The 12,014-nt window shown below is 75.4% G+C and carries 11 protein-coding genes; 6 read left to right on the forward strand and 5 right to left on the reverse strand.

All coding sequences use genetic code 11. The features are described 5' to 3' along the window. Nucleotides 1-47 precede the first annotated feature (47 nt). Nucleotides 48-1,202, forward strand: a complete 1,155-nt coding sequence (locus tag GXP71_RS17120) for an RNA polymerase sigma factor (RefSeq protein ID WP_238402475.1) — start codon at nt 48-50, stop codon at nt 1,200-1,202. A gap of 139 nt (nt 1,203-1,341) precedes the next feature. On the opposite strand, the gene GXP71_RS17125 is transcribed toward GXP71_RS17120, so the two are convergent. Further along, on the reverse strand, nt 1,342-2,193 hold the full coding sequence (locus GXP71_RS17125) for an alpha/beta fold hydrolase (RefSeq protein WP_162353638.1): 852 nt from the start codon (nt 2,191-2,193) through the stop codon (nt 1,342-1,344). Nucleotides 2,194-2,381: 188 nt separating this feature from the next. On the opposite strand from GXP71_RS17125, the gene GXP71_RS17130 reads away from it, so the two are divergent. Continuing rightward, nucleotides 2,382-2,564 carry an antitoxin gene (locus tag GXP71_RS17130; protein WP_162353639.1) on the forward strand — a complete coding sequence of 61 codons (183 nt, stop codon included), beginning with the start codon at nt 2,382-2,384 and terminating at the stop codon, nt 2,562-2,564. A gap of 121 nt (nt 2,565-2,685) precedes the next feature. Here the strand turns inward: GXP71_RS17130 and GXP71_RS17135 are convergent, their stop codons facing one another. Continuing rightward, a complete protein-coding gene (locus tag GXP71_RS17135) occupies nt 2,686-3,468 on the reverse strand; it encodes a metallophosphoesterase (RefSeq protein ID WP_162353640.1) in 783 nt (260 codons plus the stop codon). 82 nt (nt 3,469-3,550) lie between these two features. Here GXP71_RS17135 and GXP71_RS17140 point away from each other — a divergent pair, with 82 nt between their 5' ends. Both GXP71_RS17140 and thyX read left to right on the forward strand, forming a co-directional pair. Then, nucleotides 3,551-4,801 carry a cytochrome P450 gene (locus GXP71_RS17140; RefSeq protein WP_162353641.1) on the forward strand — a complete coding sequence of 417 codons (1,251 nt, stop codon included), beginning with the start codon at nt 3,551-3,553 and terminating at the stop codon, nt 4,799-4,801. Nucleotides 4,802-4,924: 123 nt separating this feature from the next. Further along, complete coding sequence (thyX, locus tag GXP71_RS17145; RefSeq protein ID WP_162354421.1) at nt 4,925-5,683, forward strand: FAD-dependent thymidylate synthase; 759 nt, start codon at nt 4,925-4,927, stop codon at nt 5,681-5,683. 65 nt (nt 5,684-5,748) lie between these two features. Here the strand turns inward: thyX and GXP71_RS17150 are convergent, their stop codons facing one another. Together GXP71_RS17150 and GXP71_RS17155 are read right to left on the reverse strand one after the other, a co-directional pair. Next, nucleotides 5,749-5,994, reverse strand: a complete 246-nt coding sequence (locus GXP71_RS17150; RefSeq protein WP_235843524.1) for a PspC domain-containing protein — start codon at nt 5,992-5,994, stop codon at nt 5,749-5,751. 333 nt (nt 5,995-6,327) lie between these two features. Beyond that, entirely contained in the window at nt 6,328-8,607 is a 2,280-nt protein-coding gene (locus tag GXP71_RS17155; RefSeq protein WP_162353642.1) for a glycoside hydrolase family 3 N-terminal domain-containing protein, read from the reverse strand. Nucleotides 8,608-8,840: 233 nt separating this feature from the next. On the opposite strand from GXP71_RS17155, the gene GXP71_RS17160 reads away from it, so the two are divergent. Together GXP71_RS17160 and GXP71_RS17165 are read left to right on the forward strand one after the other, a co-directional pair. Next, entirely contained in the window at nt 8,841-9,260 is a 420-nt protein-coding gene (locus GXP71_RS17160) for a VOC family protein (protein ID WP_162353643.1), read from the forward strand. Nucleotides 9,261-9,288: 28 nt separating this feature from the next. Then, nucleotides 9,289-10,488 (forward strand): winged helix DNA-binding domain-containing protein, encoded by a 1,200-nt coding sequence (locus tag GXP71_RS17165; RefSeq protein ID WP_162353644.1) that lies wholly within the window; start codon nt 9,289-9,291, stop codon nt 10,486-10,488. A gap of 38 nt (nt 10,489-10,526) precedes the next feature. Here GXP71_RS17165 and GXP71_RS17170 read toward each other — a convergent pair whose 3' ends face one another. Continuing rightward, complete coding sequence (locus GXP71_RS17170) at nt 10,527-11,966, reverse strand: PQQ-binding-like beta-propeller repeat protein (protein WP_162353645.1); 1,440 nt, start codon at nt 11,964-11,966, stop codon at nt 10,527-10,529. Nucleotides 11,967-12,014 lie beyond the last annotated feature (48 nt).

Consider the following 12,014-nt stretch of genomic DNA (forward strand, 5'->3'; position numbering starts at 1 on the left):
CTCTGCCCGAGGACCTGCTGCGCACGCTCGCGCCGCAGGTCCTCGGCGTGCTCGGGCGCCGGACCGGCGACTTCGCCGCTGCGGAGGACGCCGTGCAGGAGGCGCTCGTCGTCGCGGTGACGCACTGGCCCCGCGACGGCGTGCCGGAGAAGCCGTTCGGCTGGCTGCTCCAGACGGCGACCCGGCGGCTGCTCGACGCGGTCCGCTCCGACCGGTCGCGGCGGGGACGCGAGGAGCGGTGGGCGGCGGAGAGGGCCGTCACGCCGGGGGCCGCGGGCGACGACGACTCGCTCACCGTGCTGTTCCTCTGCTGCCACCCCGCGCTGACACCGTCGTCGGCGATCCCGCTCACCCTGCGCGCGGTCGGGGGCCTCACGACCGCCGAGATCGCGCGGGCGTTCCTGGTCCCCGAGGCGACCATGGCGCAGCGCATCAGCCGCGCGAAGCGGCGCGTCGCCGACGCCGGGTCGACGTTCGCCATGCCCGCGCCCGACGAGCGCGCTGCGCGCCTGCGCAGCGTCCTGCACGTGCTCTACGTGATGTTCACGGAGGGGTCGACGAGCACGTCCGGCGGTGGTCTGCACCGGGTCGACGTGTCCGACGAGGCCGTCCGCCTGACCCGGTGGCTGCACGCGCTCGAACCCGCCGACCCGGAGGTCACGGGCCTGCTGGCGCTCATGCTGCTCACCGACGCGCGCCGACCCGCCCGCACGGACGCGTCGGGCGACCTGGTGCCGCTGCCTGAGCAGGACCGCACGCGGTGGGACCGCGCGCTCGTCGCCGAAGGGCTGGCGCTGCTCGACGAGGCGATCGCGGCGCGGTCGGTCGGGGAGTACCAGCTCCAGGCCGCCGTCGCCGCCGTGCACGATCGCGCCGCGACCGCGGCGGACACCGACTGGCCGCAGGTCGTCGCCCTGTACGGGCTGCTGGAGCGGATGACGGGCAGCCCGGTCGTCGCGGTGAACCGGGCGGTCGCCGTGGCGATGGTCGACGGGCCCGAGGCGGGGCTGCGGCTGCTCGACGACGTCGACCTCCCCGGCCACCGGCTCGACGCGGTCCGCGCGCACCTGCTCGAGTCGGCGGGCGACACCGCCGCCGCGCGCGCCGCGTACCAGCGGGCCGCCGCCGCGGCGACGTCCGTCCCGGAGCGCCGCTACCTCACCCTCCGCGCCGCCCGCCTGACCGCGGACCCGCCTGCCTGACAGCGGACCCGCCTGCCTGACCGCGGGTCCGGCCGCCAGACCGCCGTCGACCCGGTGATCGTGACCGCTGAGGCCCGGTCTCCGGTCACCAGCACCGGGTCGACGCGGTCGGCAGGCGGTGGCCGGTGGCCGGTGGCGCTCAGGCCGCCGTCGGCGGGGCCGGCAACAGGACCTCGCGGAGGCGCGCGGCGAACGCCGGCGGGTCCTCGACGAAGCCGATGTGGTCGCTCGGGAACAGGACCGGCTCGACGCCGAGCAGAGCGGCAAGAGCCCGCGACGACCGGTCGCACAGCTGCCCGGCGGACTCCTCGCCGATCCCCACGACGACCCGCGTCGGCGAGGCGCGCAGCGCGTCCACGTCCGGCCGGTAGCGGACCGTCGGCCAGAGCATGTGCGCGAACTGCATGTGGTCGTCGGCGACGTCCTGCGGTGACCGGTCGCCGCCGAACATCTGCGCGACCAGCTCGGGCGGCATCGGGATGTCGGCGATCTCCATGAACTGCTGCCACGCCCCCACGACGTCGCCCGACAGGTGCGTGTCGACCATGCGCCGCGTCCGCTCCGCGAGCTCGGCGTCGTCGGGCAGGACCGCGTGCAGGGGCGGCTCGTGCGCGAGCACGACGCGGGCGGCGTCGGGGTGCCGGGTCGCCAGGTCGAGCACCGTCACGGCGCCCCCGCTCGACCCGAGCACGAGCTCCGCCGGTCCGAGACCGACGTGCGCGACGAGCGCCGCCACGTCGTCGGCGCGGAGCTCGACGGTCGCGTCGGCGTCCGGGTCGCCGACGGTCGAGCGGCGGATGCCGCGCGGGTCGGTCGTCAGGACCGTCCGGTCCGTCGCGAGCAGGTCCGCGAGCGGCGCGAACGCGTCGGCGTCCATCGGCGCCGCGACGAGCACGACCAGCGGGCCGGACCCGCGCAGCTCGTAGTGCAGCCGGGCGTCGCCCACGTCGAGCAGTCCGGTGGTGGGGGCGGTCACGGGCGTCGTGGTCATCGGGTCCTCCGTCGTCGGTGCGGTGCGGCGCCGTCTCCCGCGGCGCCGCTGCCCTACCGACCCGGTGCGCCCCGGGAACTCATCGGGCGCAGCGGCCCGTCTCGGGTGCGGGTGCCGCCGGACGGGCGCAGCATGGAACGGCGCTCCAGCAGTGCGGCGTGACGGCTGGACCGAGCAGGGAGCACCCCATGGGCATCGACGACCTGGGCGACAAGGCGTCCGACGCGCTGAAGAGCGACAAGGGCGAGCAGGCCAGCGACTCCGCGCTGGACAAGGGCGCCGACGCGGCGTCGTCCGTCACGGGCGGGAAGCACGACGAGCAGATCGACACGGCGCAGGACGCGGCCGACCAGAAGGTCGGCGACCAGTAGGACGCGCGCGCGGGCTCCGCGCCCCGGGCAGGTGCCGACGCGCTGACGTCGGCGTGCAGGTGCGACGCCAGCCGACGTGCCACGGCAGCGCGCCGGGGGCGCCGCCGGTCGACGCGCGACGTCAGCGCGTCGGTGCGACGTCCGGGGCGCGCAGCCCGCGCTCCGCGTGGAACCCGCGGTACACCGCGGTCCGCAGCTCGACCGCGTACGCCTCGACGGTCGGCATGCCGACGGCGACGGCCACGGCGATCTCCGCCTCGACGTCGTACGGCACCCGCACGACCCCGAGCGCGAACGGGTCGTCGCGCGTGCCGCCCACGACGCCCTCGAGCACGAGGTAGGACGCGGTCGGCTCGTCGAGCGGGTTGCCGACGCTGCCCGCGTTCGCGAGCGTGCGGGCCTCGCGCGTCTCCACGTAGACGTCGTGCACGTCGCCGTAGACGACCAGGTCGGGCGTCGGGCCGTCCCCCGTCAGGGGTGTCGTCGCGAACATCCCGTCGAACTCGTCGTCGGTGTGCTTGAAGAACACGCGCGTGTAGACGCTCGTCGCGGACGCGTGGAACAGCCGCACGTGCCGCCCCGACACCACCAGGTCGTGGGACAACGGCAGCGACCGCAGCCACTCCCGGTCGTCGGCGGTGAGCTCGTCACGCCACCACGTCACGGCCGGGTCCTCGAACGGCCCGGGCCCCGGCATGAAGTCGTCCCAGTTGCCGCGGACGGTGACCGCGCAGCGCTCGCGGGTGCGGGCGACGGCGGCCGAGCCGCGCGGACCCTTGCCCGCGACGTCGCCGAGGTTGAGGACGGTCCCGATCCCGCGGGCGTCGACGTCGGCGAGCACCGCGTCGTACGCCGTCATGTTGCCGTGCACGTCGGACACCAGCGCGATGCGCTCGACCGGCACGACGACCACCCCCAGGTCTGGACGAGCGTCAGGCTAACCGCTCGCGATGGCCGCCGCGGGCGGTCCGACCTACGCTCCCCGCATGACGGCTCCCGTGGAGGCCGGTGGCTGCCCGGCCCGCAAGCTCACGCAGCCCGGGGACGGGACCGTGCCCGACCTCGAGCAGGTCGGCGAGGGACGCTGGCGCATCCGCTCGTTCGAGCTCGCGCGGACGGTGCTGCGGCACCCGGAGCACACGCGGCAGGGCGGGTTCAACGCGGAGAGCTTCCACCGCACGGGCGGCGCGGGGGGCACGACGGGTCCGCGCATCCGGCCGCCGATCCTCTACCTCGAGGGAGAGCAGCACCACGCGCAGCGCCGCGCGGCGGCCCGGTTCTTCGCGCCCCGCACGGTCGAGTCGTACCGCCCGTGGCTCGAGGGGACGGCCCGACGGCTGGTGGCGACGGTCGGCCGCGACGCGTGGTCCGACGTCGCACGGCTCGCGATGGGCATGGCGGTGCAGGTCGCGGCGTCGGTCATCGGCATCGACCGGGCCGCGTCGGCGGGGCTGCACCGGCGGCTCGACACGTTCTTCGCGCCCGACCCGCCGGGAGCGGGCCCGTGGCGCAGGCGCTGGCTGGCGGCGCGGCGCAGCACCGCGATGCTGCGGTTCTACGTGTTCGACGTCCGCCCGGCGATCCGCGCGCGCCGGCGTCGCCGTCGCGACGACCTCGTCAGCCAGCTCCTCGACGACGGCTTCAGCGACCTCGACGTCCTCACCGAGTGCGTGACCTACGCGGCGGCGGGCATGGCGACGACGCGCGAGCTCATCACCGCGGCCGTCTGGCACCTGCTCGACGACGACGTGCTGCGCGCCCGGTACCGCGCCGCGCCGCGTGCGGAGCGGCTCGCGATCCTCGACGAGGTGCTGCGGCTCGAGCCGGTCGTCGCGCACGTGCTCCGTGAGACGACGGCACCGCTGACCCTCGACGGTCCCGACGGCCCGGTGCACGTGCCGGCCGGGTCCGTGCTCGACGTCGACGTGCGGGCCGCGAACGCCGACGCACGCGTCGCGGGTGCGGACGGCGACCGCCTGTGCCCGGGCCGCGACGTCCCGCGCACGGTCCCGCCGACGCTGCTGAGCTTCGGCGACGGGCACCACAAGTGCCCTGGCGCGCCGCTCGCGATGGCCGAGACGGAGGCGTTCGTCACGACGCTCCTGGCCGTCGACCTGGAGGTCGCGGGGCCGCCCGTGGTCCGGTGGAACGAGGTCGCGCAGGGGTACGACCTGGTCGACCTGCGGGTGCGGCGGGCGGCGCGCCCGGCGGCTCCGACGACGTCCGCGCGGGCCTGACGGCGGGCGCCCGCGGGACGTCGACCACCGTCCGGTGGGCCGTCGCCGGGCGGGGCACCGGGGAGCCGTAGGGTGTGCGGAGCGTCGCGCCGCGGCGCCCGACGAAGGGATCCCGACGTGTCGTTGCAGCCCGACACCCAGCCCGCGACGCAGGCCCCCGCGCACGAGCCCGTGCAGGTGCGCGACGACGTCACCGTCGAGCTCGTCCGGCACTCCGCGCACGACGCCGACGTGCTGTTCGCGGCCCGGGTGTCGACCGCGGGCGAGGCGTCGCTCGAGGAGCTCGACAAGGACGCGAGCCGCTCGCAGGGCCTCATCAACTACCTGATGCGGGACCGTCACGGCACGCCGTTCGAGCACAACTCGATGACCTTCTTCGTCTCGGCGCCGATCTTCGTGTTCCGCGAGTTCCACCGGCACCGCGCGGGCTTCTCCTACAACGAGGAGTCGGGCCGCTACCGCGAGCTGCAGCCGGTGTTCTACGTGCCGTCGCCCGAGCGCAAGCTCGTGCAGCAGGGCAAGCCGGGCCGGTACGAGTTCGTCGACGGCACCCCCGAGCAGCACGACGTCGTGACCCGCTCGATGCTCGCGTCGTACCAGGGCGCGTACGACGCCTACCAGGACATGCTCGCCGCCGGGGTGGCGCGTGAGGTCGCGCGCGCGGTGCTGCCCGTGGGCCTGTTCTCGTCGATGTACGCGACGTGCAACGCGCGCTCGCTCATGCACTTCCTGTCGTTGCGGACCAAGGACGAGCGCGCGACCGTGCCGTCGTTCCCGCAGCGCGAGATCGAGATGGTCGCGGAGCGGATGGAGTCCCTCTGGGCGGACCTGATGCCCCTGACGCACGCCGCGTTCAACGCCCACGGCCGCGTCGCCCCCTGACGCCTGACGACACGACTCGGCGGCCGGACCCCCTCCAAGGTCGCGGCCGCCGGTCGTGGGTCGGGTCAGGCGCGCGGCGGCCCGTAGGCGTAGGCCGGCTGCGGGGACTCCGACGGCATGAGGATCCAGAGGATCGGGTAGACGAGGATCTGGCTGCCGGGGATGACCATGAGCAGCAGGACGAACAGCAGCCGGGCCGCCCACGGCGAGATGCCGAACCGCTGACCCAGGCCGGCGCACACGCCGGCGAGGACGCGGCCCTGGACGGGTCGGACCAGTCCCTGGCGGCTCATCTGGTCGTGGATGTTCACGGTGGTTCCCTTCGAGGCCGCCGGACGCGTCGGTCGCGTCTCGGCGGTGACCCCAGCCTCGCGCGCCGCCCACCCCCGGCACATCGGGGACCGTCCCGGAGCGGACCCTGGGACCGAGGCCGCAGGCCTCAGGGTCCGCCCGTCCACCCCCGGTCGTACGCGCGGCCGCCCACCGCCCCCGGCACGCCCGGCCGCCCAGCCCTCTCCGCCCGCTCCCACCTCGTCGACCTCGTCGAGTTCGTCGGTCCGCGCCGAGCTCGTGAGGTGCAGCTGACGAGCTCGGCGCGAGCGAGCGCCTCGGCGGCCCCGGGACGAGATGACAGCCGGAGGGGGTCAGGCGACCGTGAAGCGGGCCGACAGGAGGGCCTCGTCGCGCGACGACGGGCCGACGAGCAGGTCGAACGCGCCCGGCTCGACGACGCGGCGCTCGCGGCGGTCGACGATCGTGCAGTCGGCGACGGGGAGCGTCAGGTCGACGACGACGGACTCGCCGGGGGCGAGGTCGACCTGCCGGTAGGCCTTGAGCTCCTTGTCGGCCCAGGTCACGGACGTGACGACGTCGCGCACGTACACCTGGACGGTCTCCCGCGTCGGGCGCGCGCCGGTGTTCGCGACCGTGACCGTCGCCCGCACGGTGTCGTCGGCACCGACCTCGGGCGTGGCGATCCGCAGGTCGGAGTACGCGACGGTCGTGTACGACAGCCCCTCGCCGAACGCGAACGGCTGGCGCTGCGTGAGGTCGGCGTACCGGTCGCCGTGCTGGCCGGGGATCTGGTTGTAGTACGTGGGCTGCTGGCCGACGTGCGCGGCGAACGAGATCGGCAGGCGGCCGGTCGGCTCGACGAGGCCGAGCAGCACCTCGCCGACGGCCTGACCGCCGCGCATGCCGGGGTTCGCGGCCCAGAGGATCGCGGCGGCGCGGTGCGCGGACGGCGGCAGGACGAGCGGCTTCGACGCGACGACGACCACGACCATCGGCGTGCCGGTGGCCTCGAGCGCGTCGAGCAGCGCGACCTGCCCGCCGACGAGGTCGAGCGTCGCGGTGGACCGGCCCTCGCCGACGAGCTCGATGCGGTCGCCGACGACGGCGACGACGTAGTCGGCGTCCCGCGCGGCGGCGACGGCCTCGGCGATCAGGGTGTCGTCCACGACCGCGGGCACGACCACGGGCGGGCGCGGCTGGCCGTCGGGGAAGAAGGCCCCGGCCGGGTCGGGCTCGAGCGTGAGGATGTCGGCGCCGCGCGCGTGCGTGACGGTCCAGTCGGCGGGGACGTGGTCGCGCAGGCCGTCGAGGACGGTCGAGATCATGTGGCGCGGGTGGCCGTCGGGCAGCCAGTCGGCCTGGCCGGAGCGGCCGGCCCAGTCGCCGAGGGTGGTGTCGGGGTCGTCGGCGTTGGGTCCGACGACGGCGACGCGACGCGGACGGTCCGCCGGCAGCGCGCGCCCCGACCCGGCGTCGGCGGTCAGCCCGCCCGCGAGCGGGAGCGTGCCGTCGTTGGTCAGCAGCACGAGCGAGCGCCGGGCGACCTCGACGTTGAGCGCGGTGTGCTCGTCGGACGCGATCACCTCGGCCTGACGGGCCGGGTCGGGGCGACGCGGGTCCTCGAACAGCCCGAGCTCGAACTTGAGCGTGAGGATGCGCGAGACGGCGGCGTCGATCGCGGCCTCGTCGAGCATCCCGGCGGCGACGGCCTCCTGCGCGCCCGCGAAGAACTGCGGGGTCGTCATCACCATGTCGTTGCCGGCGTTCACGGCGGCGGCGGCGGCGTGCGCGTGGTCGGGCTGGATGTGCTGCTCCCAGACCATCCGGCCGACGTTGTCCCAGTCCGTGATGAGCGTGCCGGTGTACCCCCACTCGCCGCGCAGGACGTCCGACAGGAGCCAGTCGTTGATGGTGACGGGCACGCCGTCGGTCGACTGGTAGCCGAGCATGAACGTGCGGCAGCCCTCGCGGGCGACGCGCTCGAACGGCGGCAGGAACCAGGACCGGAGCTTGCGGTGGCTGATGTCGGCCTCGGACGCGTCCCGTCCGCCCTGCGTCTCGGAGTACCCCGCGAAGTGCTTGGCGGTCGCGAGGATCGCGGTCGGGTCGTGCAGCCCGTCGCCCTGGTAGCCCGCGACCATCGCGGACGCGAGCTCGCCGATGAGGAACGGGTCCTCGCCGAACGTCTCGTCGACGCGGCCCCAGCGCAGGTCGCGCGTGATGCACAGGACGGGCGAGAAGGTCCAGTGGATGCCGGTCGCGGCGACCTCGACCGCGGTGGCGCGCGCGACGCGCTGGGCGAGGGAGCGATCCCACGACGCGGCCATGCCGAGCTGGGTCGGGTAGATCGTGGCGCCCTCGAAGAAGGAGTGGCCGTGGATGCAGTCCTCGCCGACCAGCAGCGGGATCTGGAGCCGCGTCTGCGCGGTGAGCTCGACGGCCTCGTGCAGGTGCTCGGGGGACGCGTGCAGGATCGAGCCGACGTGCATGTCCTCGACGAGGCTGCGGACGTCCTCGCGCGCGTCGAGCTGCATCATCTGGCCGACCTTCTCGGGGAGGGTCATCCGCCCGACGAGGTCGGCGACGCGCTCGGCGACGGGGAGCGCAGGGTCCTGGTACGGGTGCGGCACGGACGGGTCCTCTCACGGCGGCGGTGCAGGGCGGACGAGCGGGTGCGGGCTGGTGCGGGTGGTGCGGGTGCGGTGCGTACCGACGGGCGAATCGATTCGAGCGCGGCAGGAGTCTAACGAGCGATTACCAACTGGTCAGTAAGTAAATCGGACGCCGGGGACGCGCGCTGAGCGTTCACCGACTGGCGGGGCCTGGCGCGCAGGACCAGTGTGGCCCGCGGAGGTGGTCCCCGATGCCCGACGTCCGTCCCGTCATCCGCCAGGTCGTCCTCGACACCACCGACCCGCGCGGGCTCGCCGAGTTCTACCGCGAGCTCTTCGGGCTCCGCTACCGCGAGGGCGACGAGCCGCCCGCCCCCGGCGAGCCCGACCCGAACGGTGACGACTGGCTCGTGCTCCGCAACGACGACGGGGTGCCGCTCGCGTTCCAGAAGGTCGAGCACCTGCCGCCGTCGACGTGGCCCGACCACACGATCCCGCAGCAGCTCCACCTCGACACGAGCGTGCCCGACGTCGCCGCGCTCGACTCCGCCCACGAGCGCGCGACCGCCCTCGGCGCCCGGCTGCTCTTCGACCGCACCGACGACCCCGTCGAGCCGCTGCGCGTCTACGCCGACCCGTCCGGCCATCCCTTCTGCGTCTTCGTCGGCTGACGTCGGGCCCACCTGCGACGATCGGCGCGTGCAGCACCTCGACACCGCCGAGCGGCGCGCCCGCCTCGCCCGGCGCCACGCCGTCGCCGCCCCGTACCGGCGGGCCACCGTCGAGGACGCCGCCGCGAGCGTCGTGTGCCTGCACGCGACCGACCCCGCGGGCCTGTACCTGTCGGCGTGGGCGCGCACCGACGGGTTCACCGTCGACGACCTCGACCGCGCGTTCTACGTCGACCGCACGCTCGTCAAGCACCTCGCGATGCGTCGCACGCTGTTCGCCGTCCCGCGCGACACGCTCCCGGTCGTGCAGGCTGCGTGCAGCGCGAAGGTCGCCGCGACCGAGCGTCGTCGGCTGGTCAAGGACGTCGTGGCGGCGGGGCTCGCGACGGACGGCGAGCGCTGGTTCGACGAGGCGGTCGCCGCGACGGTCGCCGAGCTCGCCGGCGGGGAGCCGCTCACGTCCACGCAGCTCCGGCAGCGGCTCGCCATGATCGACGCGCAGGTCGCCTACGGCGGCGACAAGCCCTGGGCGGGCACGTTCTCGATCGCGTCCCGCGTGCTCACGTGCCTCCAGGCGGCGGGGACGGTCGTGCGCGCGGGCAACCTGGGGCGGTGGACGGCGTCGCGGCCGACGTGGGTGCTCGCGCGCGACTGGCTCGGCGGCGACATCGAGCCGCTCGACGAGCACGAGGCGCGCGCGACGCTCGTGCGCGCGTGGCTCGGCCGGTTCGGACCCGCCACCGAGGCGGACGTGAGGTGGTGGCTCGGGTCGACGCTGCGCGACGTGCGGCGCGCGCTCGCGGACGTCCGGGCCGTCGAGGTCGCGCTCGACGGCGGCGCGACCGGGTGGGTGCTGCCCGACGACGTCGACCCCGTCGGGCCCGTCGAGCCGTGGGTCGCGCTGCTGCCGTGGCTCGACCCGACGACGATGGGCTGGACCGACCGGGACTGGTACGTCGGCCCCCACCGCGCGCAGGTGTACGACTCGGTCGGCAACGGCGGCGCCGCGATCTGGGTGGACGGGCGGATCGTCGGCGCGTGGACGGTCACCGCGGACGGTCGGGTCGAGCTCTACCCGCTGGAGGACGTCGGGCGGGAGGCGACCGCCGCGGTCGAGGCGGAGGCGCACCGGCTGAGCGGGTGGCTCGCGGGGACCTCCGTCGTGCCGCGGTTCCCCGCACCGCTCGTCGGCGGGCGCGGCGCGGCGCGTCTCCTCGACGGCACCTGACGTCCCGCCCGCACCGCCCCGTCGTCGGGCCCGGCGGCTCAGCCCAGGACGACCGGCTCGGACGCGAACGCGAGGAGCCGGTGCCCGAACGGGACGACGCCCTGCACGCCGGTCGGCATGCTCAGGTCGCGCACGTGCACCCCGGTGCGCCGGTCCAGCACGACGAGCACCGACCCGTCGACGCCCCGCGGGTCGACCTGCTCGACCAGCACGTGCGGCCCGTCGGTGAGCACCTGCGACGGTGTGCTGCCCGGTGCCAGCTCGTAGGTCCACAGCACCTCGCCCGTGCGCCCCGAGAGCGCCGCGACGCCCGTGCGTGTCGCCAGGTGGACGCGCCCGTCGACGACGAGGGCCGACCAGATCGGGCCCGTGTCGAGCACGACCTCCCACCGCTGCCCGCCGGTCTCCGCGTCCCAGCCGTAGACGTGGCCGCCGCTCGAGGAGAGCTCGAGCCCGGGCAGGCTGCCGTCGTCGAGCTGGCGGACCGCGAAGTCGCCGAGGACCTCGAGGTCGGGCCGCCCCGCCCGGACCACGAGGGTGCGGCCGTCGCGGGGAGCCTGCAGGAACGGCCCCGCCCATGTCTCGGCACCGCGCAGGTCCTCCCGCAGCCGGCCCGTCGGGTCGAGCACGAGCACCTGCAGCGGGGTCTGCACGACCACGTGCCCGGCCGACTCGGTGACGTACGACCAGCGGTCGTCGCGCGCGCCCGGGAGCACGGTGGGGTGGCGGTAGCGCCATGCCTCGTCACCCGACACGGGGTCGACAGCGGTGACCTCGACGTGCCCCGCGGCGTCGACACGCAGGAGCGCGACGACCTCCCGCAGGACGGCCGCGTGCAGCGCGGGCTCGTCCAGGTCGTGCGCGGCGACCACCGTGCCGTCGCGCAGGTCCACGACCGTCACGCGGGACCACGTGCCGGGTCGCGGCGCCGCGTCGGGGTCGATCGAGCCGGTGGAGTCCAGCGCGTCGGTCACGAAGCACACCATCGTCGTCGGCTCGGGCGCGCCCTCCCCCTCCGGCGGGGCGCACCGTGCGTCGGTCGGCTGCGCGCCCGCGACCTCGGGACTCACGGCAGTCGACCAGCGTTCCTCGCCGGTCTCGACGTCGCGTGCGACGAGAGCCGCGGTCCCGTCCCGGGCGATCGTCATCCCGAACGCGGCACCGCCGGACGTCGCCGTCGGCCACCACGCGTCGTCGGGCGACCACAGCGGTTCGAGGGTGTCGCCGACGTCCGCGAGCGCGCCGGGCAGCGCCGCGATCCGCGCGTCGACGCCGCGCGCCCGCGCGTCCACGACGCTCTGCACCGCGACGAGGGCCAGCACGACGACGGCGACCACCGCGCCGACGACCGTCGCGGGCCGTCGCCACCGGCGCGCGCGGACGACCTCGGCGGTCGGTGCCCCGGGGGTGGGCGCGGCGACGTCGTGGTCGTCGTCCTCGACGAGCTCGACGAAGGAGAGACGCTCACCGCGGGCCATGCGCGGAGGGTACCTCCGCGGGGCGGGGCGACCTTCGGTCGCGGACCG

It is taken from the genome of Cellulomonas sp. H30R-01 (assembly GCF_010119915.1).
Lineage (GTDB): Bacteria > Actinomycetota > Actinomycetes > Actinomycetales > Cellulomonadaceae > Cellulomonas > Cellulomonas algicola.

What these genes read in the sequence shown, in the direction of transcription:
- GXP71_RS17125 (WP_162353638.1), bottom strand. Translation starts at nt 2,193, where the DNA reads ATGACCACGACGCCCGTGACCGCCCCCACCACCGGACTGCTCGACGTG.
- GXP71_RS17130 (WP_162353639.1), top strand. Translation starts at nt 2,382, where the DNA reads ATGGGCATCGACGACCTGGGCGACAAGGCGTCCGACGCGCTGAAGAGC.
- GXP71_RS17140 (WP_162353641.1), top strand. Translation starts at nt 3,551, where the DNA reads ATGACGGCTCCCGTGGAGGCCGGTGGCTGCCCGGCCCGCAAGCTCACG.
- GXP71_RS17160 (WP_162353643.1), top strand. Translation starts at nt 8,841, where the DNA reads ATGCCCGACGTCCGTCCCGTCATCCGCCAGGTCGTCCTCGACACCACC.
- GXP71_RS17170 (WP_162353645.1), bottom strand. Translation starts at nt 11,966, where the DNA reads ATGGCCCGCGGTGAGCGTCTCTCCTTCGTCGAGCTCGTCGAGGACGAC.